The organism is Streptomyces sp. NPDC041796, from assembly GCF_055590785.1.
Genome location: NZ_JBVJAH010000012.1, coordinates 44,938 through 66,183, shown reverse-complemented (window position 1 = coordinate 66,183; position 21,246 = coordinate 44,938). Strand labels below are relative to the sequence as shown.

Below are 21,246 nucleotides of genomic sequence, written 5' to 3'. Positions count from 1 at the left end.
ATGGCCGCGAACGCGATCGACCAGACCAGGCGGATGCTCTCCCTGGTGACCTACCTGCGCGAGCGCCCCGGCGCCCATGTCGGGGACGTCGCCCGGGCGTTCGGCATCACCGAGGACGAGCTGATCTCCGACCTCGACGTACTGCCCATGTGCGGAACCAGTTTCCGCGGCGGTGACCTGCTCGACATCGACACGGACGGCGAGCAGATCTGGTGGCACAACCCGGACGACGTCGCCGAGCCGTTGCGGCTCGCCGCAGACGAGGCGACCGCGCTGCTGGTCGCGGCGCGGGCCGTCGCCACCCTGCCCGGGCTGCGGGAGGGCGACCGGGAGGCGCTGCTGCGCGCCACCGCGAAGCTGGAGGCCGCGGCGGGGGAGGCGGCGGGCGCCAGTTCCCGGCTGTCGGTCACCTTCGAGTCCGAGGGCGGGGTGTTCGCCGAGGTCGACCGGGCGATCTCGGAGCGCCGCCGGTTGTGGCTGCGCTACTACTCGCCCGCGCGGGACGAACTGACCGAGCGGGAGGTCGACCCGATCCGGCTGTTCGCCGTCGGCCACACCTACATGGAGGCCTGGTGCCGCCTGTCCGAGGCGCGCCGGACCTTCCGCCTGGACCGGGTGGCCGAGATCCGGCTGCTGGACGAGGTGTCCGCGCCGCCCGAGATCGAGCTGCGCGACCTGTCCGAGGGGCTGGTGCAGCCTTCGGCCGACGATCCGGAGGTCGTCGTCGAGGTGGGGCCGGGCGGCCGGTGGGTGGCGGAGTACTACCCCCACGACAGCGCGGAGGAACTGCCCGACGGCGGCTTGCGCATCACCCTGCGTACGCCGGACCCGGCGTCGCTCAGGCGGCTCGCCCTGCGCCTCGGGCGGGAGGGGCGGATCGTCTCCCCGCCGGAGGTGGCGGCGAGCGCCCGGCAGGCGGCGTGCGAGGCGCTGGCCGCGTACGACGGCCAGGAGTAGGCGGGGCGAGTGACACGCGACGAGCGGGGCGGACGCGTGGCCGGAACGCGGGGCTGCCGGAACACGCCGACGGGAACGCATCGGCGGAACCTGCCGACGGAACACACCGGCGGAACACGTCGGCGGGGCACGCGGGTGGAACACACCGGCGGAACACGTCGGCGGGGCACGCGGGTGGAACGCGCGGTTGGAAGGCCTGGCGGGAACGCGTAGGCGGAATCGAGCCAGTTGAGCCGCATAGGCAATCACTGAGGAATTGAGGGAATTGTCCGTGATGCCCGGAACCGTCTCGTCGCCGTCGGCGGTCCTCTTCAAGGCCGCCTGCCCCGAGTGCCAGGCCCGCTTCGAGCTCTCGGCCGGGTCCCTGCGCCTCGCCATCGGTGCCAGCCGCCGGACCACCTTCTACTCCTTCACCTGCCCCGAATGCGGCTCCGCCGTACGCAAGCCCGCCGGTGAGCGCATCGTCGAACTCCTCACGGTCGGCGGCGTGCGGACGCTGCGCCTCCACTCCACCGTCTGAGCGTCGTCTAGGCTCTGCGCATGTTCTGGCCCATGCTCGCCATCGCCCTGGGGTTCCTCGGTATCGCCGTCCTCGGCATCCTCGGCATCCGGGTGTTCATCGAGGCACAGCGCCTCGGCCGCCAAGTGACCCACACCACACAGCGGATAAACCGCGCCGCCGAGGATCTGGAGCGCGCGGCCACCGATCTGGCCCGCACCGGCGACAGTTTGCGGTGACGACGGCGGGTCTCCTCGGGCCCGGGCGCGAGAGGTACGCTGCTGGTCCCGGCGCAGGTGTTGAGGCTCCTGCCGGGAACGCGGAGTATGCACAGGGATTGCCCGACGTTTACCCGTGCGAGTTACGATCCTTGCAGCATGGGACCGGACAGCCGTCCGGTCGCCCAGGCAAATCCCGCTCCCCCAGCCGCCTCAGTGAGAAGGAAGTCACATGATCGGCAATCTGAAGCCCCTCGAGATCGTTCTGATCATCGTCGTCATCCTGCTGCTCTTCGGTGCCAAGAAGCTTCCTGAGATGGCACGTTCGCTCGGCAAGTCGGCTCGCATTCTCAAGAGCGAGGCCAAGGCCATGAAGAAGGACGACGCCGAGTCCGCCCCGGCGTCCACCACCGACACGACCGCCCAGCAGCAGCCCGCCCCGCGCACCATCCAGGCCGCGCCCGGCGACGTGAGCAGCGCCCGCCCGGTCGCCGAGCAGAACACCACCAAGAGCTGACGCACACGCGCTGAGCGTTATTACGCCGACGGCTGCCGCAATCGCACGAGACAAGGGAAGTGGGTTGCTCAAGTCTGCCCGCAAGCGGGAGAAGGACGACGAGGGGCGGATGCCCCTTGTCGATCATTTGCGTGAACTGCGTAACCGGCTGCTGAAGTCGGTCGTCGCGGTAGCGGTAGCGGTGATCGTCGCGGCCTTCTTCCAGAAGGACATCTTCGAATTCCTGATGAAGCCGATCCTGGAGTCGGTCGGTTGTACGGGAGGCCGGGTCGTCACGAGGGACGGCCGGCCGTGCGCGGACATGACGACGAACGGCCTGCTGTCGCCGTTCACGATCGCGCTGAAGGTGGCGCTGATGTCCGGCGTCCTGGTGGCCACCCCTGTCTGGCTCTACCAGCTCTGGGCGTTCGTGGCCCCCGGACTGCACAAGCAGGAGAAGCGCTACGCGCTCGGCTTCGCGGCCATCGGCGTCCCGCTCTTCGTCCTCGGTGGGTGGGTCGCGTACACGATCCTGCCGCAGACGGCCGAGATCATGCTGAGCTTCACGCCGGACGGCGCGAAGAACCTGATTCAGCTCGACGAGTACCTGGACCTGATCACCCGCATGGTGATCGTCTTCGGTCTGGCCTTCGAACTGCCCCTGCTGCTGATCCTGCTGAACTTCACGGGTGTCCTCACCGGGCGGCGCATGCTGCGCTGGTGGCGAGGGATGATCATCGGCCTGACGGCGTTCGCCGCGATCGCGACGCCTGGCGGAGACCCGCTGTCGATGATCCTGCTGGCCGGTCCGCTGGCCGTGCTCTACTTCATCGCGGTCGGCGTCTCGCTGCTCAACGACCGCCGGCGACAGCTCACGAACCCCGACCGGGGCCTCGCCGACGACGAAGCCTCCGAGCTCGACCTCACGCCCGAGACCATCGGCGCCGTCGAGCCCGTCCCGTCCGCCCCCGCGCTGCCCGAACAAGCGGACGGCGGCCGCTCGCAGCGGCTGAACGGCAGCGGGTACGACGACATCACCTGACGCGTGCGCCCGGCGCACGCCCATGCGGAACGAAGGCCCTCCCCACGTCCGGAGGGCCTTCGTTCGTTCCGGCGCGTACGCCCCCGGTCACGGGCTGTCGTGCTGATTAAAGATCGGCTGACTGTCAGTGCCGGCGGGTAGGCTCGATAGCAAGATGACAGAAGAACTCACACCCGCGGAGGCGTACGCGGCCGCCCGGCTCCGCGCCGCCGAGCAGGCAACCGCGCTCGCTCCCTTCCGCGCCCTGTACGACTTCGAGCTGGACCCGTTCCAGATCGAGGCCTGCCGCGCCCTCGAGGCCGGCAAGGGGGTACTCGTCGCGGCACCCACCGGCTCGGGCAAGACCATCGTCGGTGAGTTCGCCGTGCACCTCGCCCTGGAGCAGGGCCGCAAGTGCTTCTACACCACGCCGATCAAGGCGCTGTCGAACCAGAAGTACGCCGACCTGGTCAAGCGGTACGGACCCGGCAAGGTCGGCCTGCTCACCGGTGACAACAGCGTCAATTCCGAGGCACCGGTGGTCGTCATGACCACCGAGGTGCTCCGCAACATGCTGTACGCGGGCTCGCAGTCGCTCCGGGGCCTGGGCTATGTGGTGATGGACGAGGTGCACTACCTCTCCGACCGGTTCCGTGGCGCCGTCTGGGAGGAAGTGATCATCCACCTCCCGGAGTCCGTCACGCTGGTGTCGCTCTCCGCGACCGTGTCCAACGCCGAGGAGTTCGGTGACTGGCTCGACACGGTCCGTGGCGACACCGAGGTGATCGTCTCCGAGAGCCGGCCCGTTCCGCTGTGGCAGCACGTCCTGGCGGGACGCCGGATCTACGACCTCTTCGAGGAGGAGACCGACCACGGCGGCCGGGGATCCAGCCGGCGCGAGGTCAACCCCGACCTGGTCCGCCTGGCGCGCATGGAGAACTCGCGGCCGTCGTTCAACGGCCGTGACCGGCGCCGCGGCCGGGAGGCCGACCGCGAGCGCGAGCGGAGGCAGCGGTCGCGGATCTGGACGCCCGGACGGCCCGAGGTCATCGAGCGGCTCGACGCCGAGGGGCTGCTGCCCGCCATCACGTTCATCTTCAGCCGGGCCGGGTGCGAGGCCGCCGTACAGCAGTGCCTGTACGCGGGACTCCGCCTCAACGACGAGGAGGGACGCGCCCGCGTCCGGGAGATCGTCGAGGAGCGCACCGCCTCGATCCCCACCGAGGACCTCAACGTCCTCGGGTACTACGAGTGGCTGGAAGGCCTGGAGCGGGGCATCGCCGCGCACCACGCGGGCATGCTGCCGACCTTCAAGGAGGTCGTCGAGGAGCTGTTCGTCCAGGGCCTGGTCAAGGCCGTGTTCGCCACCGAGACGCTCGCGCTGGGCATCAACATGCCCGCCCGCTCGGTGGTGTTGGAGAAGCTGGTCAAGTGGAACGGCGAGCAGCACGCCGACATCACCCCGGGCGAGTACACCCAGCTGACCGGGCGAGCCGGGCGGCGAGGCATCGACGTCGAGGGCCACGCGGTGGTGCTCTGGCAGCGCGGCATGGACCCCGGCCACCTCGCGGGCCTCGCCGGAACACGTACGTATCCGCTGCGCTCCAGCTTCAAGCCCTCGTACAACATGGCGGTCAACCTGGTCGACCAGTTCGGCCGGCACCGCTCGCGCGAGCTGCTGGAGACGTCCTTCGCACAGTTCCAGGCGGACCGGTCGGTGGTCGGCATCTCGCGCCAGGTCCAGCGGAACGAGGAGGGCCTGGAGGGCTACCGGGAGGGCATGACGTGCCACCTCGGTGACTTCGAGGAGTACGCGCGGCTGCGCCGCGAACTGAAGGACCGTGAGACCGAGCTGGCCAAGCAGGGCGCCGCGCAGCGCCGGGCGGCCGCGGCCACGTCCCTGGAGCGGCTGAAGCCGGGTGACGTGATCCATGTGCCGACCGGCAAGTTCGCCGGGCTGGCGCTGGTGCTGGACCCGGGCCTGCCGGCCGGGCGCTCCAACGGACACCGGGGCTTCGAGCACGTCGACGGGCCCCGTCCGCTCGTGCTCACCGCCGAACGGCAGGTCAAGCGACTCGCGTCGATGGACTTCCCGGTGCCGGTCGAGCCGTTGGAGCGGATGCGCATCCCCAAGTCGTTCAACCCGCGCTCCCCGCAGTCGCGGCGCGACCTCGCGTCCGCGCTGCGCACCAAGGCCGGGCACATAGCCCCGGAGCGGCGCCGCAAGCAGCGTTCGGAGGCCGCCGACGACCGCGAGATCGCCCGCCTGCGCGCCGCGTTGCGCGCGCACCCGTGCCATGGGTGCGACGAGCGGGAGGACCACGCGCGGTGGGCCGAGCGGTACCACCGGCTCCAGCGGGACACACGGCAGTTGGAGCGGCGGATCGAGGGGCGTACGAACACGATCGCCCGCACCTTCGACCGGATCGTGGCGCTCCTGACCGAGATGGACTACCTCCGCGGTGACGAGGTCACCGAGCACGGCAAACGGCTCGCCCGGCTCTACGGCGAGCTGGACCTGCTCGCCAGCGAATGCCTGCGCGACGGTGTCTGGGAGGGCCTCAACCCGGCCGAACTGGCCGCGTGCGTCTCGGCCCTGGTCTACGAGGCCCGGCAGTCGGACGACGCCGTCGCGCCGAAGCTTCCGTCGGGCAAGGCCAAGGCGGCGCTGGGCGAGATGGTGCGGATCTGGGGACGGCTGGACGCCCTGGAGGAGGAGTTCCGGATCAACCAGGCCGAGGGAGTCGGCCAGCGCGAACCGGACCTGGGCTTCGCCTGGGCCGCGTACCAGTGGGCCTCCGACAAGGGCCTCGACGAGGTGCTGCGCGAGGCCGAGATGCCCGCCGGCGACTTCGTCCGCTGGTGCAAGCAGGTCATCGACGTCCTCGGTCAGATCGCGGCGGCCGCGCCGAGGGAGAACAGCACGGTCGCCAAGAACGCCCGCAAGGCGGTCGACGCCCTGTTGCGAGGAGTGGTCGCCTACAGCTCGGTGGGGTGACCCGAACCCCGGCCGGATGGGCCCGGGCGTCGGCCTTGGTTCGGGCTGGGCCTGGGGCGGGGTGATTTTACAGCGCAGGCGGTTTCGCCCCGGGGCCGGGTCGATCCGGCCTGCGCTGTACGCAGGGCCCGGCAGGGTTTCCCCCGCCGGGCCCTCGGTGTTGTGAGGGGCGCCCGTGAGCGGCTCGGCGTCATGGTGGGGGAGCCGCCTGCGAGAGCCTCGGCGTCACCGCGTAGGGCCGCCCGCGAGCGGCTCGGTGTCACCGCGTAGGGCCGCCCGCGAGCGCCTCGGCCAGGGCGGTCAGCTCCGGTGTGCGCAGCACCCGGTCACCGTGGCCCGGCAGCGGCACGTGCAGCGGGGCCGTCCAGCGGGCCGGGATGGACTCGGCCCCGTACACCGCGCCGGCCAGCATCCCCGTGACGGCCGCGACCGTGTCGGTGTCACCGCCCAGGTCGATGGCGGTGGCCAGGGCGTCCTCGAAGGAGCCGGTCGTGCGCAGTGCCCAGAGCGCCGAGCCGAGGCACGGCCACACCGCCCCGTTGAACTCCGTCGCCAGGTCCGGGTGCCAGTCCGGGGCCAGCACGGTCGCCCACCGCTCCCGGTGGTCCGGGTGGACGGCGGCGAGGGCGTCCGGTACCGCCGCCGACGGGTCGGCACCGTCCAGGGCGACCCGCAGCAGCTCGTGCAGGACCGCCGTGCCCTCCCACGCCGCCCGGTCGCCGTGCGTGAGTGCCGAAAGCCGCCGCGCCGCCTCCATGGTCCCGTCGCGCCCGGCGCCCGCGAAGTACACGGCGGACGTGGCCGCCCTCATGAGCGAACCGTTGCCCGCCGCGTGCCCGGTGACCTGGAAGTGGAGCGCGGCCGCGAGGTCCCACGGACGGCCGTTCGTCAGCACGTCCTCGGTCTGCAAGCCGATGTCCTTCGGCCCGCCGGCCGCCCACCTCTGGAACCGGCCGAAGACGTCCGGAAGGTCGAGCCCGCCGCGTTCCAGCAGCGACTCCCCGACGAGGACGGCCATCTGCGTGTCGTCCGTCGCCTCGCCCGGATCCCAGCCACCGCCCCCGCTCATCTCGCCGACACCGTCCGGGAAGCGGGCGGAGTGGACACCTGGCGGGCCGAACTCGAAGGGCGCGCCGAGCGCGTCACCGACGGCGGAACCCAGGACGGTTCCGACGACGCGGCCGGTGCGGTGGGTGGTTGACATGGGGTCAGCGTAGAACGGGACGGTCGGCACGCTCAGGGGCGCGGCCGCGCTGCCTGACCGCGCGCACGGCCAGGAAGAGCAGCAGCCCGATGGGGGAGAGCAGGACCGTCAGGACCAGCAGCGGGCCGGTCACCACCGGACGCAGGCCGAGGCGGCGCGCCTCGAGGAACATCCACTGGCCGATCAGCAGGTCCCATGCGATGACCTGCGCCCAGATGGCCCCGGCGCCGTCGGCAAGGGCCGTCAGGGCGCGGAACGTCTCCAGGTCGGGCTCGCGGACGGCGGCCCACAGTTCGGGGATCACCGACACGGCGAGACCCAGGTAGACCAGCAGGATCGGGACGGCGGTGAGCGGCGAGGCGGCGATCCGTGACGTGGGTGACCAGTTGGGCGCCAGGATCATCAACAGCCAGACCGGTGCGGCCAGGTAGAAGGACAGCTCGAAGAGAAAGACACTCATGCGGCGTGCTCCGGCTCGGTCGAAGGGGGTACGGGGGTGAGGGCGGATGTGGGGTTGCCGGGCGGGGGGAGATCCGGCGAGGGGTTGCTGGGGGCGGGGCGCGGGCGCCGTAGGACTGCCCCCGTCGCCGCGCTGGTCAGCGTGAGGATCAGTGCCGCCCCGGTGAGGGTGGCGCCGTCGGGGTGCACCAGCGGTTGGCCGCGCAGTGCCTGCCAGGTGAGCAGGGCCAGCAGCGCCGCGTACGCCGCCGAAGCCACCAGCACCAGGCGCGCCCTGACCCGGCCGTCGTGCAGCCGGGTGAAGCGGGGTGCCAGGGCGAGGAGGGCGAGGGCCAGGAGCGGGAGCAGTTGCAGGGCGTGCATGCCCACGAAGTGCGGGATGCGCAGGTCACCGCCGGTCGTCGACCAGCCGGTGAGCGGCATGCCCGGGCCGCCGTCCGGGACGCCGACGCTGTGCGCGCCGACGGTCGTGGAGACGCCGCGCTGCTGGGCGGGCGTGGGTTGCGTCATCAGGAACCCGAGCCCCGCGCCGACCAGTGCCAGCAGCGCGCCCAGCCTGATGGCCCACGCGGACGCCCGGTCCGCGAGCCGGGCGCGGAAGAGCAGTACGGCGATGACGACCGTCGCGGCCCAGAGGGTGACGACGGTGACTCCCATGGCGTCGAACAGCGCCGCGTCGAAGGCGGTTTCGCGGTTGAAGTGGCTGCGCTTGCCCCGGACGACCTGGCCGGTGATCAGCGCCATCTCCACCGCGCTCGCGGCCGCGACGACCGTCCCGGCCCACCAGCCCACCCGGCGGAAGCGGGGGAGCAGCGAGAGCATCCAGGCGAGCGACAGGCAGTAGGCGACGAACGAGACGGCGAACTTGAAGGGCTTCGCCCAGATCGCCGAGCCCACGAGGACGCGGTCGTCGACGGCCAGGCCGATCGCGGACACGACGGCGAGGACCACCATCGCTCCGGAGAAGACCGTCAACGGCCGGTGGAGGCCGGCAAGTCGGCCGGTGACGGACATGGGAACGGACACGGGAACGGACATGGACCCTGCACCCCCGGTGAATGGATAGTGGCACTCTCCGCTATCTGATAGTGGGACTATCTATGATGAGGGTCGAGTTGGCAAGGGCGAAGTCGAGGACGAAGAAGGTGAGCGCGGCGTGCGCATCGGCGAGTTGAGCCGCAGGACCGGCGTTTCGGTGCCGACGGTCAAGTACTACGTACGGGAGGGACTCCTCCCGGCGGGGCGCTTGAGCAGCCCGAACCAGGCCAGCTACGACACGTCGCACGAGCGCAGGCTGCGGCTCATCCGTGCCCTGCTGGAGGTGGGCGGGCTCTCGGTGGCGGCCATCCGGGACGTCCTCGACGCGGTCGACGACGCCGACCGTCCGGTGCACAAAGTGCTGGGCAAGGCTGCCGACCGCCTCGCGCCGCGCCATGTCGCCGAACCCGACGACGATCTCGACGCGGCACGCGCCACGGTGGCGGAGTTCGTCGCGAGTCGCGGCTGGCGGGCCAACGTGAACAGTCCGCAGGGCGAAGCGCTCGCCGGTGCGCTCGCGGCGCTCCGGCGCGTGGGTCACGGGGCGTTCGCGGAGCTGCTGGACGACTACGCGGACGCCGCCGAGAAGGTCGCCGCCGCCGACTTGGCGTATGTGGCGCGCAACGCGAAGCGGGAGGACCTGGTGGAGAGCGCGGTGGTTGGCACCGTGCTGGGTGACGCGGTCCTGGTGGCGCTGCGACGGCTCGCGCACGTGGACGCGTCGGCCCATGCGTACGGGGACGGGGACGGGGACGGGGACGGTGGCGCGGGCGCGGGCGGGGACGGGGACGGGGACGGTGATGGTGGCGCGGACGGCGATGTGAACGGCAATGGGGAGGGCGTCAGGCAGGAGGGCGACCGGGGCGCCGTATGACAGCCCGGGACGGCGGTGCGCCGGCCGCCGGTGCCCGGGCGTCCGCTTCGGCGGCGCGTGCGCGTCGGCCGTGCCCGCGCGGGGTTCCTGTGCCCCCGGCGGCCGCTCCGGTGTCGGTGCTCGTGCCCCGGTGGCCCCTCCGGCGGCGCGGCGCCGCCCGCGTCCCCGGCGGTTCCGGTGCGCGTCGTGCGCGGCGAGCGCCGTCAGGGACCGTGCAGGACCGTGACCGCCCGGCCGGCCGCGCGGTACGTGTCCGGCGGCATCAGGTTTCCCCGCCGCCGCGATCGGCCGTGCTCGGGGCGGCGTTCTCCGGGGCGAACGCGAGCGGGCCGCGTCCGGGGATTCCCGTGACGCGGCCCGCTCGGGCAGGGGGTGTCAGGCGGCGGTCGGCGGGTTTTCCTGCTCCCGTTCCACCTGCTCGTTCCAGTCACGCTTGATCGCGCGCCAGGCTTCGTCCGTCTTGCCCAGCCGCCAGTAGCCCGAGATGGAGAGGCGCTCGCGGGGGACCTGGCGCTCCAGGCGGAGGTGGCGGCGCAGCTCCTTGACGAAGCCCGCCTCACCGTGGACGAAGGCGTGCACGTCGCCCGCCGGGAAGTCCAGGCCCTGGACCGCGGACAGGAGCGCCTCGCCGACCGGTCGGCCGCCGCGGTGGAGCCAGCGGAGTTCCACGCCGGGCGGGGCCGCGATCTTCTGCTCCTCGTCGGCGGACTCGACCTCGATGAAGGCATGCCCGACGGCGTCCTCCGGCAGCCGCTCCAGAGACGCGGCGATCGCGGGCAGCGCGCTCTCGTCGCCCACCAGCAGGTGCCAGTCGGCCGCCGGGTCCGGCGCATAGCCACCGCCCGGTCCCAGGAAGCGCACTGTCTCGCCCACCCGGGCCCGTGCCGCCCACGGGCCGGCCAGCCCTTCGTCGCCGTGGACGACGAAGTCCACGGTCAGCTCCCGGTGGGCCGGGTCCCAGGCCCGTACCGTGTACGTGCGCGTCGTGGGCCACTGCTCGCGCGGGAACTCCTCCCGGATCCGCGTCATGTCGAACGGCTCCGGATACGTCACCCCCGGCGCCGGGAAGATCAGCTTGATGTAGTGGTCCGTGAACTCGTCCGCGGCCAACCCGTCCAACCCGTCGCCGCCGAGGACGACGCGAACCATGTGCGGCGTGAGCCGCTCGATGTGCATGACACGTGCTTCCCGCGCCTGGGGTGCCTTGCGGGTCGGCTGTTCCGCCACGGTGGTCTCCCGGGTGTTGGTTGCTTAGGCAAGCCTAAGTTAACACCTCAGGTGCGGAGAGTGGTGAGAAGCCGGTCGAGTGATCCGCCCAGTCCCCACCGCGCCGCCAGGCTCTCCAGCCCCGCCGGGTTGCGCGGCTCGGCGGGCAGCGCCGGGTCGAACTCCGGCAGCGGTACGTCCCCGGCGACCCGGACCACCTTCGGCGCGACCGCCACATAGCCCCGGGCCTCGTCCAGCCGCCTGCGCTGCGCGGGCGTCAGCTTCGACGCCGGATCGTCCACCGCCGCCATGATCCCGGCCAGGTCGCCGTACGCGTCCAGCAGCTTGGCGGCCGTCTTCTCGCCGATGCCGGGGACCCCCGGCAGCCCGTCGCTCGGGTCACCGCGCAGCAGCGCCAGGTCCGCGTACCCCGGCCCGTCCACCCCGTACTTCGCCCGCAGCCACGCCTCGTCCGTCACCTGGAGCGTGCCGACGCCCTTGAGCGGATACAGCACCCGAACGCCCCGGGCGTCGTCCACCAGCTGGTACAGGTCCCGGTCGCCGGTCACGATGTCCACCGGGCCGGTCGCCCGTCCCGTCAGGGTGCCGATGACGTCGTCCGCCTCGTACCCGGCGACGCCCACCCGGGCGATGCCCAGCGCGTCCAGCACGGCCTCGATCACCGGGACCTGGGGCGACAGTGTGTCCGGGACCTCCTCCTCGTCCGGTCCCACCTCCGTCTCCTCCGCGACCCGGTGCGCCTTGTACGACGGGATCAGCTCCACCCGCCACGCCGGCCGCCAGTCCGCGTCCATGCAGGCCACCAGATCGTCCGGCCGCCGGTCCTGGACCAGGCGGGCGATGAAGTCCAGCAGCCCCCGCACGGCGTTGACCGGCGTGCCGTCCGGCGCCTTCACGGAGTCCGGAACCCCGAAATAGGCACGGAAGTAGAGGGAAGCGGTGTCGAGGAGCATCAGGCGTCGCGTCACATCCCCGATCATGCCGCACCCCACTGACAGGCGGCCGCCGCCGCGTCACGACGAGGTCACCGGGCACGGAGGCCGTCGACGGACGGGCACCGCACCTTCGCGCCTTTCCCTCCGGTTGCGCTACTCGGTGGTACCGCCGCTGCGTAAGGTGGTCGCAGAGGGAGGGAGCCGAGAGATGGACGAGAAGGAAACGCTCCGGGTGGGCGTGGCCGTCCGCAGGAGGCGAAGAGCCATGGCGCTCACCCTCGCCGCGGTCGCCGAGCGCAGCGGGCTGTCCGTGCCCTTCCTGAGCCAGATCGAGAACGAGCGCGCCCGGCCCAGCGAGCGCTCGCTCCAGCAGATCGCCGACGCCCTGGAGACCACGACCGTGGCGCTGCTGGACGCCGCCGACCCGGCGCGCACCGTCGACGTCGTACGCGCCGCCGACGATCCCGGCCGGCCCGGCGCCCGCGCCCTGGTGCGCGGTGAGCACCAGATGCACGCCGAGGAGTTCACCGGCGAGCACGACGCCGGACGGGAGCTGGTGCTGCGCAACGACGCGATGCTGTACGTCGCCGACGGCACCGCCCAGGTGGAGGCCGAGGGCCAGGCGTACCGGCTGGAGCGCGGTGACACGCTCTACCTCTCCGGCGGCGTCCGCCACCGCTGGCGGGCCGGCGACGCCCACACCCGCATCCTCGTCGTCTCGGTCGCCGCGCACATCGAGACGACGACCTGATGCGGGTCGTGTCGCTCGTCCCCTCCCTCACCGAGGCGGTCGCCGTCACGGCCCCCGGCCTGCTGGCCGGTGCCACGAACTGGTGCACTCACCCCGCCGGGCTCGACGTCACCCGTATCGGCGGCACCAAGAACCCGGACGTCGCCGCGATCGTCGCCCTCCGCCCCGACCTGGTCGTCGCCAACGAGGAGGAGAACCGGGCCTCCGACCTCGCCGCCCTGCGCGCCGCCGGACTGGACGTCCTGGTCACCGAGATCCGGGCGCTGGACCGGGCGTTCACCGAACTGGACCGCGTCCTGCGGGCCTGTGGCGTGCGGACCCGGCCGCGCTGGCTGGACGAGGCCGAGGCGGCCTGGGCGGCGGTCACGCCCGATCCGTACCGCGAGGCCGTGGTGCCCATCTGGCGCCGCCCATGGATGGTGCTGGGCCGCGACACCTTCGCGGGCGACCTGCTGGCCCGCCTCGGCGTCGGGAACGTGTACGCGGACCACCCCGACCGCTACCCGCGCGTCCCGCTCGACGAGCTGCGCGCCTCGGGCGCCGACCTCGTCGTCCTGCCGGACGAGCCGTACCGCTTCACCGCGGACGACGGGCCCGAGGCGTTCGGCGCCCTGCCCGCCGCCCTGGTCGACGGGCGGCACCTCACCTGGTACGGACCGTCGCTGGCCCAGGCACCGGCGGAGCTGCGAGCAGCACTCCGCCGGCCAGTCCACGGGCCGTCCTGACGGCGGCCGTCAGCCACGCCGCCAGCAGGAGCACGTACAGCCCGACCGCCAGCCACCGCAGCGCCGCCAGCCCGGTGTGCTGCGCCAGCCCCTGCGCACCCGTCACACACGTCCCGACCGGGAACGTGAAGGCCCACCACGTCATCGCGAACCCCATGCCGCGGCGCCGCGCCCGCACCACCATCGCCCCGGCGAGCGCCAGCCACATCAGGGCGAAGCCCATCACGGGCACTCCGTACAGCACGGCGATCTCGCCCGCGTACGGGACGCCCGGCGCCGCGTCCGCGAACTTGGTGGCGGCCGTCGTGGACTGGCCCAGCGGCCCGAGCACCAGGAACAGCGTCGGCGTCAGGGCGAGCGGCAGCGGGCCGCCGGTCATCAGCCGGCCGAAGACCAGCGGCAGCATCACCAGCGTCGCCAGCAGGCTCAGCCCGAACATCCCGTAGCAGCACATCAGCAGCGTCCGCTGCCACTGGCCCGGCGGAAGGTGCGGCACGAGGAGGGGCCCGAGCGCCGCGGACACCATGGGCGCCACGACGGGCAGCAGCCACACCGGTGAGGCGGATTCGACCTTGTGGTGCACCACCATCAGGTACGGGATCGTCACCGCGACCGTCAGACCGATCACGGTGCCCGCCACGAACAGGCCGGCGTCCAGAACCACCGCCGCGCCCGGACCGATCCAGTCCCGGCCCACCACGACGGCACCGCCGCCCACCGAGAGCAGCGCCATGGAGAGGCACCCGTAGAACGGGGCAATGGCCGGGTCCAGGAGGTGGGCCCGGGCCTGGTCCCTGTGGTGCGCCCAGTGCACCGCGCGCGCCGCGAGCAGGGTGACCAGCATCAACAGGGACAGCGCCCAGACGGCGGCACACGCCGTCCGCAGCCCCGGAACCCGGACGGGCAGCGTGGCGCCCGCGTTGGCGACGATCGCGGTGCCCATCACCGTCGCGTACCAGTTGGGGCCGAGGTGCCGGACGGCCGCGGTGCGGGTGACGCGGGGGAGCGGGAGACGGGGCGGTGCGAGGGTTGCCATGAAGCCCACCCTGACCTGGGCCCATGTGCCCCACCAGAGATCATGCCCCTATGACCCCATAAACTGAATTTATGAGCCTGTCGCATCGTGTGCCCGACCTGGGGGCCCTGGAGCTGCTTCTCGCCGTCGCCCGGCACGGCAGCCTGGGCCGGGCCGCGCGAGAGGTCGGCATCACCCAGCCGGCCGCCAGCAGCCGCATCCGCTCCATGGAACGGCAACTGGGGGTCGCCCTGGTGGACCGCTCCCCGCGAGGATCCCGGCTCACCGACGCGGGCGCGCTGGTCACCGACTGGGCGCGGCGCGTCGTCGAGGCGGCGGAGGCGTTCGACGCGGGCGCCCAGGCGCTGCGCGACCGGCGGGACTCGCGGCTGCGGGTGGCGGCCTCGATGACCATCGCCGAGTACCTGCTGCCCGGCTGGCTCATCGCCCTGCGGGCCGAGCGCCCGGACACGGCCGTCTCCCTCCAGGCCGGCAACTCCACCGTCGTCGCGGCCAGCCTGCTGGCGGGGGAGGCGGACCTGGGGTACGTGGAAGGCCTCGCCGTCCCGGAAGGGCTGGACGCGGCGGTCGTCGCCCACGACCGGCTCGTGCTGGTCACGGCCCCGTCCCACCGGTGGGCCCGCCGCCGCGCCCCGCTGACGCCCGCGGAACTGGCGGCCACCCCGCTGGTGCTCCGCGAGTACGGTTCGGGCACCCGCCAGGTACTGGACGCGGCGCTCGCGGAGCACGGGGGGCTCGCCGATCCGCTGATGGAGCTGGCGTCCACGACGGCGGTGAAGGCGGCGGCCATCAGCGGAGCGGGACCGGCGGTGCTCAGCGAGCTGGCGGTCACCGAGGAACTGTCGTCGCGCCGCCTGGTCGAGGTCCCCGTGGAGGGCGTCCACCTCCGCCGCGCCCTCCGCGCCGTCTGGCCGACGGGCCCCCTCCCCACCGGCCCGGCACGCGACCTGCTGTCCCTGGCGCGGGGCTGAGCGCTCCGCCCGTCACGCCGCCGCCGCGACCAGCCCCTCCACCACCCGCAGGTCGTTGCCCATCTCCGGGTGCCACTGCACGCCCAGCGCCCAGTGCGGACCCCGCAGCTCGATCGCCTCGACGGTGCCGTCCTCCGCGTGGGCCGAGGGCGTCAGGCCGTCGCCGAGCCGGTCCACGGCCTGGTGGTGGTAGGTCGGGACGGCCGTCTCCTCGCCGATCAGCGACGCGTACCGGGTGCCCGGCACCGGCTTCACGGTGTGGGTGCCGAACACGCCGACCCCGCCGGTGTGCCCGTCCAGGTGCTGCAGCAGCGTGCCGCCCAGGGCGACGTTCAGCAGTTGCATACCGCGGCAGACGCCGAGCACCGGCGTGCCGGACGCCAGGGCCGCCTCGATCAGGGCCAGCTCCCACGCGTCCCGCTCCGCCGCGGCCGGTCCCGTACGCGGGTCGCGGTCGGCTCCGTACCGGGCGGGGTCGACGTCCGCGCCGCCCGCGACGACGAGGCCGTCGAGACGGGCGACCGTCTCCGGGGCGAGGGAGGGCGCGTCCGGCGGGAGCATCGCGGCGATGCCGCCCGCCGCCTGGACCAGTCGGGGGTACGTCTCGGGCAGCAGCGCCGCCCGCATCTCCCACACGCCCCACTTCGCGGGGTCCAGGTAGGTGGTGAGGCCGATCAGCGGCTTGGCGGGCACAACGGGTTCCTCTCAGTTGCGTTCGAGCTCGGCCTCGGCCGCGGCCAGCGCCGCGAACTCCTCCTCGGGCGCGTTGGCCACGAGTCGGTGCCGACTGTAGAAGGCGAAGTACGCCAGGGCGACCACGTAGACGCCCAGGGCGATGAACGCCGCGTCCTTGTCCACCAGGAACGTCGCCACCAGCGCGGACAGCGCCAGGACGAAGGCGACCGAGGACGTCACCACCCCACCGGGCGTGCGGTAAGGGCGCGGCAGATCGGGCTCGCGGCGCCGCAGCACGATGTGGGACAGCGCCATCAGGGCGTAACTGATGGTGGCTCCGAAGACCGCGATGTTCAGCATCCGCGCCCCGTTCCCGGTACCGGCCGCCAGCGCGAAACCGATCGCGCCGGGGATCAGCAGACCCAGGTACGGGGACTTGCGGCGGCTGGTCAGCGACAGGAACCGGGGGAGGTACCCGGCCCGGGAGAGGGCGAAGAGCTGGCGCGAGCCCGCGTAGATGAGCGAGAAGAAGGAGGCGACGAGGCCCGCCAGTCCCGCGTAGTTGACGAACCGGCTCAGCGCGGTCGGATCGCCGTCCCCCTGGAGTGCCACGACCAGCGGATTGCCGGCGTCCTGGATCGCGGCCGACCCCCGCACGCCCGTCGACGCGAAGAACGTCAGCACGGCGAGCAGCACCAGGATGAGCATCGACAGCGACAGCGCCCGCGGCATCGACCGCACCGGGTCCTTGGCCTCCTCGGCGGCCAGTGGCACGCCCTCCACGCCCAGGAAGAACCACATGCCGAAGGGGAAGGCGGCCCAGATGCCGAGCAGCCCGTACGGCAGCCAGGAGTTCGACCCGAACGCCGAGGGATCGGCCGGGATGTCGTCGAGCCCGTCCGCCTGGAACTCGGCGAAGGCGCCGAAGGCGAAGATGAGCAGCGCCGCCACCGCGATGGCCGTCACGATCAGGCTGAAGCGCAGCGCCTCGCCGACGCCCCACAGGTGGATGCCGATGAAGACGACGAAGCAGGCGAGGTAGACGGGCCAGCCGGATTCCAGGCCGAACAGGCCGAGGGATTCGACGTAGTCGCCGATGAAGATGGAGATGGCGGCCGGGGCCAGGATGTACTCGATGAGGATGGCCGTGCCGGTGAGGAAGCCGCCCCAGGTCCCGAGCGCCCGCCGCGCGAAGCCGTACCCTCCGCCCGCCGCGGGCAGGATGGCGGACAGTTCGGCGAGGGCGTACACGAGACAGGCGTACATCACCCCCATCAGGAGGGTCGCGATCGCCAGCCCGCCGAACCCGCCCTCGGCCAGGCCGATGTTCCAGCCGGAGAAGTCGCCGGAGACGACGTAGCCGACGCCGAGGCCGGTGAGCAGCAGCCAGCCGGCGCTGCCCTGCCTCAGGGCCCGGCGCTTGAGGTAGTCGTCGGCGGGGACGGATGTGTCCTTGGTTTCTTCCAGCGTCATGGCAACAGCGCTCCCGCGTCGGTGGTCGGGCCCCAATGGAGTGGTCCCATACCTTTGCGGTGGTCACGCGTGAGCGCAAGACCCGTGCGTTACTTTCGGGTTACGCCCGGGGCGCGGTGGATCACGTGAGGAAGCCGCGCAGCAGCGCCGCCGTCCCCGCGCAGTGCTCCCGCATCACCTCGCGCGCCGCGTCCGCGTCGCCCTCCAGCACCGCCTCCACCAGCGCGGTGTGCTGGTGCTGCGAGTGCTCCAGGTTGCGTACGAGCAGCGGGATGCAGTCCAGCAGATCGTTCACCGACGCCCGCACCGCCGCGTACTGCGCCGTCAGCGTCGGCGAGCCGGACAGCTCCGCCAGCGTCAGGTGCAGCAGCGTGTCCTGGCGCCGGTAGTCGTCCAGCGGTGCGTCGTGCGTCGCCCGCAGCGCCGTACGCAGCCGCTCGGCGTCCTCCTCCGCCAGCCCGTGCGCCGCGCACAGCCCTGCCGCGCCCACCTCCAGCACCTCCCGGAAACGCAGCGTGTCCTCGACGTCGACCGAGGCGATACGGCGCCGCAGCTCCGCCTCGCCCGAGTCGCCGGGCACCCGGTCCCGGTGCAGCACGAACGTTCCGCCGTAGCGGCCGCGCCGGCTCTCCACCAGGCCCTGCTCCTGGAGCACCTTGAGCACCTCGCGCAGCGTGACCCGGCTGATGCCCATCCGGTCCGCCAGCTCCCGCTCCGCGGGCAGCCGCTCACCTCCGGGCACCAGGCCGAGCCGGACCACCTGGAGGATCTGCTCCAGCGCCTCCTCGAAGCCGTTGCCCGCCCGCACCGGTCGCAGCACGGGCGCCAGCCGGTCCTCGGGCTCACGGCCCGGGCTCTTCTTCGCCACCTCGCGGTTTCCCCTTCCCAAGCAATGGTCTCACCCAATACCTTATGGCTCCCGGCTGACCGAAGGAGGAGCAATCCCGTGGCAGACCGCAAACCCCCGCTCGACGTCGAGGAACTGCGTGCCCTCGTCGCGAGCGGTGAGATCGACACAGTGGTCCTGGCCTTCCCCGATATGCAAGGGCGGCTCCAGGGCAAGCGGTTCGCCGCACCCTTCTTCCTGTCCGACGTGCTGGAACACGGCACCGAGGGCTGCAACTACCTCCTCGCCGTGGACGTGGAGCTCAACACCGTCGACGGCTACGACATGTCCTCCTGGTCCAAGGGCTACGGCGACTTCGCCATGCGCCCCGACCTGTCGACCCTGCGCCGCGTCCCCTGGAACGACGGCACCGCGATGCTCGTCGCCGACCTCGCCTGGACCGACGGCTCCCCCGTCGTCGCCGCACCCCGCCAGATCCTGCGCCGCCAGCTCGAGCGGCTCGCCGAGCACGGCTACACCGCACACGTCGGCACCGAGCTCGAATTCATCGTCTTCAAGGACACCTACGAACAGGCCTGGGACGCCGGCTACCGCGGCCTCACCCCGGCGAACCAGTACAACATCGACTACTCCGTCCTCGGCACCGGCCGCATCGAGCCCCTGCTGCGCCGCATCCGCAACGAGATGGCCGCCGCCGGGCTGACCGTCGAGTCGGCCAAGGGCGAGTGCAACCCCGGCCAGCACGAGATCGCCTTCAAGTACGACGAGGCCCTGGTCACCTGCGACCAGCACGCCATCTACAAGACCGGCGCCAAGGAGATCGCCGCCCAGGAGGGCGTCTCGCTCACCTTCATGGCGAAGTACAACGAGCGCGAGGGCAACTCCTGCCACATCCACCTGTCGCTCCAGGACGCCGACGGCCGCAACGTCATGGCGGGTGACGGCCCCGGAGGCATGTCCCAGGTCATGCGGCACTTCCTCGCCGGACAGCTCGCCGCGCTCCGCGACTTCTCCCTCCTCTACGCGCCCAACATCAACTCCTACAAGCGGTTCCAGCCCGGCTCCTTCGCGCCGACCGCCGTCGCCTGGGGATACGACAACCGCACCTGCTCCCTCCGGGTGGTCGGACACGGCCGCTCGATGCGCTTCGAGAACCGCCTCCCCGGCGGCGACGTCAACCCGCACCTCGCCGTAGCGGGTCTGGTCGCAGCCGGCCTGTACGGCATCGAACAGCAGCTGGAACTCCCCGAGCCGTGCGCCGGAAACGCCTACACCGCCGAATACGCCCACGTGCCCACCACCCTCCGCGAGGCCGCCGAACTCTGGGAGAACAGCCCCATCGCGAAGGCCGCCTTCGGGGACGAGGTCGTCGCGCACTACCGCAACATGGCGCGGGTCGAGCTCGAAGCCTTCGACGCCGCGGTGACCGACTGGGAGCTGCGCCGCTCCTTCGAACGCCTGTAAGGACCCATGTGAGCACCGAGCACCTCGTACTCAACCCCGCCACCGAAGAGGTCGTCGCCACCGTCCCGGCAGCCACCGCCGCCGACGTCGACGCGGCCGTCACCCGCGCCGCCGCCGCCCAGCGGGGGTGGGCGGCGGCGGCCCCCGCCGACCGCGCACGCCTGCTGCGCCGCTTCGCCGCCGTCGTCGACGAGCACGTCGAGGAGCTGGCCCGGCTCGAGGTCCGCGAGGCGGGCCACACCATCGGCAACGCCCGCTGGGAAGCCGGCAACGTCCGCGACCTGCTCGACTACGCGGCCGGGGGAGTGGAGCGCCTCAACGGCCGTCAGATCCCCGTCCCCGGCGGGCTCGACGTCACCATCCTCGAACCACTCGGCGTCATCGGCGTGATCGCGCCCTGGAACTTCCCCATGCCCATCGCGGCCTGGGGCACCGCCCCCGCCCTCGCGGCCGGCAACGCGGTCGTCCTCAAGCCCGCCGAGACCACCCCCCTCACCGCCCTCCGCCTCGCCGAACTGGCCCTGGAGGCGGGTCTCCCCGAGCACCTGTTCCAGGTACTCCCCGGAGCGGGCGCGGTGGCGGGCGACGCGCTCGTCGAGCACCCCGGCGTGGCCAAGATCGTCTTCACCGGCTCGACCCGCGTCGGCAAGGGCATCATGGCCAAGTGCGCCGACCGTGTGAAGCGCGTGACGCTCGAACTCGGCGGCAAGAGCCCCAACATCGTCTTCGCCGACTCCGACATCGAGGCCGCGGCCGCCGCCACCCCCATGTCGTTCCTGGACAACTCCGGCCAGGACTGCTGCGCCCGCACCCGCGTCCTCGTCCAGCGCGGTGTGTACGACCGCTTCCTGGAGCTGCTGGCCCCCGCCATCGAGGAGATCGTCGTCGGCGACCCGTCCGACGAGAGGACCCAGATGGGCCCCCTCATCTCCCGCGCCCAGCTCGACCGGGTCCGCTCGTACGTCCCCGACGGCCTGGAGGGCATCCGCGGCAAGGCCCCCGAAGGCCCCGGCTTCTGGTTCCCGCCCACCGTCCTCACCGGCCTCGCGCCCGACGCGCCCGCCGCCGTCGAGGAGGTCTTCGGCCCCGTGGCCGTCGTCCTGCCCTTCGACGACGAGGACGACGCCGTCCGGCTCGCCAACGCCACCGAGTACGGCCTGTCCGGCTCCATCTGGACCCGCGACGTGGGCCGCGCCCTGCGCGTCTCCGGTGCCGTGCGGGCCGGGAACCTCTCCGTCAACTCCCACTCAAGCGTCCGCTACTGGACCCCGTTCGGCGGCTACAAACAGTCCGGCCTCGGCCGCGAGCTCGGCCCCGACGCCCTCACCGCCTTCACCGAAACCAAGAACGTCTTCATCAGCACGGAGGCCTGACCGAC

At 72.3% G+C, this 21,246-nt stretch carries 21 protein-coding genes; 12 read left to right on the top strand and 9 right to left on the bottom strand.

The features are described 5' to 3' along the window. The 6 genes from ACZ6C1_RS24490 to ACZ6C1_RS24465 all read left to right on the top strand — a co-directional run bounded on the left by ACZ6C1_RS24490 (position 1) and on the right by ACZ6C1_RS24465 (position 6,189). Entirely contained in the window at positions 1 to 957 is a 957-nt protein-coding gene (locus ACZ6C1_RS24490; protein ID WP_469243263.1) for a helix-turn-helix transcriptional regulator, read from the top strand. A 274-nt stretch (positions 958 to 1,231) separates the two neighbouring features. Continuing rightward, positions 1,232 to 1,477 carry a hypothetical protein gene (locus ACZ6C1_RS24485; RefSeq protein ID WP_469243262.1) on the top strand — a complete coding sequence of 82 codons (246 nt, stop codon included), beginning with the start codon at positions 1,232 to 1,234 and terminating at the stop codon, positions 1,475 to 1,477. A 20-nt stretch (positions 1,478 to 1,497) separates the two neighbouring features. Next, positions 1,498 to 1,695: a hypothetical protein gene (locus ACZ6C1_RS24480; RefSeq protein ID WP_469243261.1), complete on the top strand. Its 198-nt coding sequence runs from the start codon at positions 1,498 to 1,500 to the stop codon at positions 1,693 to 1,695. Positions 1,696 to 1,906: 211 nt separating this feature from the next. Next, positions 1,907 to 2,191, top strand: coding sequence for a Sec-independent protein translocase subunit TatA (tatA, locus tag ACZ6C1_RS24475; protein ID WP_469243260.1), 285 nt, complete (start codon positions 1,907 to 1,909; stop codon positions 2,189 to 2,191). 64 nt (positions 2,192 to 2,255) lie between these two features. Beyond that, positions 2,256 to 3,212, top strand: coding sequence for a twin-arginine translocase subunit TatC (gene tatC, locus ACZ6C1_RS24470; RefSeq protein ID WP_469243259.1), 957 nt, complete (start codon positions 2,256 to 2,258; stop codon positions 3,210 to 3,212). 154 nt (positions 3,213 to 3,366) lie between these two features. After that, positions 3,367 to 6,189, top strand: a complete 2,823-nt coding sequence (locus ACZ6C1_RS24465; RefSeq protein ID WP_469243258.1) for a DEAD/DEAH box helicase — start codon at positions 3,367 to 3,369, stop codon at positions 6,187 to 6,189. Between the two features lie 259 nt (positions 6,190 to 6,448). Here the strand turns inward: ACZ6C1_RS24465 and ACZ6C1_RS24460 are convergent, their stop codons facing one another. From ACZ6C1_RS24460 to ACZ6C1_RS24450, 3 genes are read right to left on the bottom strand one after another with little or no spacing between them, the layout of a single operon-like run. Next, positions 6,449 to 7,393 carry an ADP-ribosylglycohydrolase family protein gene (locus ACZ6C1_RS24460; protein WP_469243257.1) on the bottom strand — a complete coding sequence of 315 codons (945 nt, stop codon included), beginning with the start codon at positions 7,391 to 7,393 and terminating at the stop codon, positions 6,449 to 6,451. Positions 7,394 to 7,397: 4 nt separating this feature from the next. Further along, positions 7,398 to 7,853: an ABA4-like family protein gene (locus ACZ6C1_RS24455; RefSeq protein ID WP_469243256.1), complete on the bottom strand. Its 456-nt coding sequence runs from the start codon at positions 7,851 to 7,853 to the stop codon at positions 7,398 to 7,400. Continuing rightward, positions 7,850 to 8,806: a hypothetical protein gene (locus ACZ6C1_RS24450; RefSeq protein ID WP_469243499.1), complete on the bottom strand. Its 957-nt coding sequence runs from the start codon at positions 8,804 to 8,806 to the stop codon at positions 7,850 to 7,852. Before ACZ6C1_RS24450 ends, ACZ6C1_RS24455 begins: the two co-directional genes overlap by 4 nt. A gap of 202 nt (positions 8,807 to 9,008) precedes the next feature. Here ACZ6C1_RS24450 and ACZ6C1_RS24445 point away from each other — a divergent pair, with 202 nt between their 5' ends. Then, on the top strand, positions 9,009 to 9,764 hold the full coding sequence (locus tag ACZ6C1_RS24445; RefSeq protein ID WP_469243255.1) for a MerR family transcriptional regulator: 756 nt from the start codon (positions 9,009 to 9,011) through the stop codon (positions 9,762 to 9,764). A 375-nt stretch (positions 9,765 to 10,139) separates the two neighbouring features. On the opposite strand, the gene ACZ6C1_RS24440 is transcribed toward ACZ6C1_RS24445, so the two are convergent. Both ACZ6C1_RS24440 and ACZ6C1_RS24435 read right to left on the bottom strand, forming a co-directional pair. Continuing rightward, positions 10,140 to 10,991, bottom strand: a complete 852-nt coding sequence (locus ACZ6C1_RS24440; protein WP_469243254.1) for a siderophore-interacting protein — start codon at positions 10,989 to 10,991, stop codon at positions 10,140 to 10,142. A gap of 47 nt (positions 10,992 to 11,038) precedes the next feature. Further along, positions 11,039 to 11,944 carry a 5'-3' exonuclease gene (locus ACZ6C1_RS24435; protein WP_469243497.1) on the bottom strand — a complete coding sequence of 302 codons (906 nt, stop codon included), beginning with the start codon at positions 11,942 to 11,944 and terminating at the stop codon, positions 11,039 to 11,041. Between the two features lie 190 nt (positions 11,945 to 12,134). On the opposite strand from ACZ6C1_RS24435, the gene ACZ6C1_RS24430 reads away from it, so the two are divergent. Continuing rightward, positions 12,135 to 12,677: a helix-turn-helix domain-containing protein gene (locus tag ACZ6C1_RS24430; RefSeq protein WP_469243253.1), complete on the top strand. Its 543-nt coding sequence runs from the start codon at positions 12,135 to 12,137 to the stop codon at positions 12,675 to 12,677. Next, positions 12,677 to 13,402, top strand: a complete 726-nt coding sequence (locus ACZ6C1_RS24425; RefSeq protein ID WP_469243252.1) for a helical backbone metal receptor — start codon at positions 12,677 to 12,679, stop codon at positions 13,400 to 13,402. The genes ACZ6C1_RS24430 and ACZ6C1_RS24425 overlap by 1 nt, the downstream gene beginning before the upstream one ends. On the opposite strand, the gene ACZ6C1_RS24420 is transcribed toward ACZ6C1_RS24425, so the two are convergent. Then, the gene (locus tag ACZ6C1_RS24420; RefSeq protein ID WP_469243251.1) at positions 13,320 to 14,438 is read right to left on the bottom strand and encodes a TDT family transporter; all 1,119 of its coding nucleotides are present in this window, start codon (positions 14,436 to 14,438) and stop codon (positions 13,320 to 13,322) included. The genes ACZ6C1_RS24425 and ACZ6C1_RS24420 overlap by 83 nt on opposite strands. Positions 14,439 to 14,509: 71 nt before the next feature. On the opposite strand from ACZ6C1_RS24420, the gene ACZ6C1_RS24415 reads away from it, so the two are divergent. Next, on the top strand, positions 14,510 to 15,409 hold the full coding sequence (locus tag ACZ6C1_RS24415) for a LysR family transcriptional regulator (RefSeq protein WP_469243250.1): 900 nt from the start codon (positions 14,510 to 14,512) through the stop codon (positions 15,407 to 15,409). Positions 15,410 to 15,421: 12 nt separating this feature from the next. Here the strand turns inward: ACZ6C1_RS24415 and ACZ6C1_RS24410 are convergent, their stop codons facing one another. The 3 genes from ACZ6C1_RS24410 to ACZ6C1_RS24400 form a co-directional block, all read right to left on the bottom strand. Continuing rightward, complete coding sequence (locus tag ACZ6C1_RS24410; RefSeq protein WP_469243249.1) at positions 15,422 to 16,102, bottom strand: gamma-glutamyl-gamma-aminobutyrate hydrolase family protein; 681 nt, start codon at positions 16,100 to 16,102, stop codon at positions 15,422 to 15,424. Positions 16,103 to 16,114: 12 nt separating this feature from the next. Further along, on the bottom strand, positions 16,115 to 17,557 hold the full coding sequence (gene eat, locus ACZ6C1_RS24405) for an ethanolamine permease (RefSeq protein ID WP_469243248.1): 1,443 nt from the start codon (positions 17,555 to 17,557) through the stop codon (positions 16,115 to 16,117). Between the two features lie 121 nt (positions 17,558 to 17,678). Continuing rightward, positions 17,679 to 18,425 carry a FadR/GntR family transcriptional regulator gene (locus ACZ6C1_RS24400; protein ID WP_469243247.1) on the bottom strand — a complete coding sequence of 249 codons (747 nt, stop codon included), beginning with the start codon at positions 18,423 to 18,425 and terminating at the stop codon, positions 17,679 to 17,681. 78 nt (positions 18,426 to 18,503) lie between these two features. Here ACZ6C1_RS24400 and ACZ6C1_RS24395 point away from each other — a divergent pair, with 78 nt between their 5' ends. Both ACZ6C1_RS24395 and ACZ6C1_RS24390 read left to right on the top strand, forming a co-directional pair. Further along, a complete protein-coding gene (locus ACZ6C1_RS24395) occupies positions 18,504 to 19,868 on the top strand; it encodes a glutamine synthetase family protein (RefSeq protein WP_469243246.1) in 1,365 nt (454 codons plus the stop codon). Next, a complete protein-coding gene (locus ACZ6C1_RS24390) occupies positions 19,835 to 21,241 on the top strand; it encodes an aldehyde dehydrogenase family protein (RefSeq protein ID WP_469243495.1) in 1,407 nt (468 codons plus the stop codon). The genes ACZ6C1_RS24395 and ACZ6C1_RS24390 overlap by 34 nt, the downstream gene beginning before the upstream one ends. Positions 21,242 to 21,246 lie beyond the last annotated feature (5 nt).

Bases quoted from the DNA above. Each gene is read 5' to 3' on its own strand.
- ACZ6C1_RS24490 (WP_469243263.1), top strand. From the start codon at position 1: ATGGCCGCGAACGCGATCGACCAGACCAGGCGGATGCTCTCCCTGGTG.
- ACZ6C1_RS24450 (WP_469243499.1), bottom strand. From the start codon at position 8,806: ATGGTGGTCCTCGCCGTCGTGTCCGCGATCGGCCTGGCCGTCGACGAC.
- ACZ6C1_RS24435 (WP_469243497.1), bottom strand. From the start codon at position 11,944: ATGCTCCTCGACACCGCTTCCCTCTACTTCCGTGCCTATTTCGGGGTT.
- tatA (WP_469243260.1), top strand. From the start codon at position 1,907: ATGATCGGCAATCTGAAGCCCCTCGAGATCGTTCTGATCATCGTCGTC.
- eat (WP_469243248.1), bottom strand. From the start codon at position 17,557: ATGACGCTGGAAGAAACCAAGGACACATCCGTCCCCGCCGACGACTAC.
- ACZ6C1_RS24480 (WP_469243261.1), top strand. From the start codon at position 1,498: ATGTTCTGGCCCATGCTCGCCATCGCCCTGGGGTTCCTCGGTATCGCC.
- ACZ6C1_RS24430 (WP_469243253.1), top strand. From the start codon at position 12,135: ATGGACGAGAAGGAAACGCTCCGGGTGGGCGTGGCCGTCCGCAGGAGG.
- ACZ6C1_RS24460 (WP_469243257.1), bottom strand. From the start codon at position 7,393: ATGTCAACCACCCACCGCACCGGCCGCGTCGTCGGAACCGTCCTGGGT.
- ACZ6C1_RS24455 (WP_469243256.1), bottom strand. From the start codon at position 7,853: ATGAGTGTCTTTCTCTTCGAGCTGTCCTTCTACCTGGCCGCACCGGTC.
- ACZ6C1_RS24465 (WP_469243258.1), top strand. From the start codon at position 3,367: ATGACAGAAGAACTCACACCCGCGGAGGCGTACGCGGCCGCCCGGCTC.
- ACZ6C1_RS24420 (WP_469243251.1), bottom strand. From the start codon at position 14,438: ATGGCAACCCTCGCACCGCCCCGTCTCCCGCTCCCCCGCGTCACCCGC.
- ACZ6C1_RS24485 (WP_469243262.1), top strand. From the start codon at position 1,232: ATGCCCGGAACCGTCTCGTCGCCGTCGGCGGTCCTCTTCAAGGCCGCC.
- ACZ6C1_RS24425 (WP_469243252.1), top strand. From the start codon at position 12,677: ATGCGGGTCGTGTCGCTCGTCCCCTCCCTCACCGAGGCGGTCGCCGTC.
- ACZ6C1_RS24415 (WP_469243250.1), top strand. From the start codon at position 14,510: ATGAGCCTGTCGCATCGTGTGCCCGACCTGGGGGCCCTGGAGCTGCTT.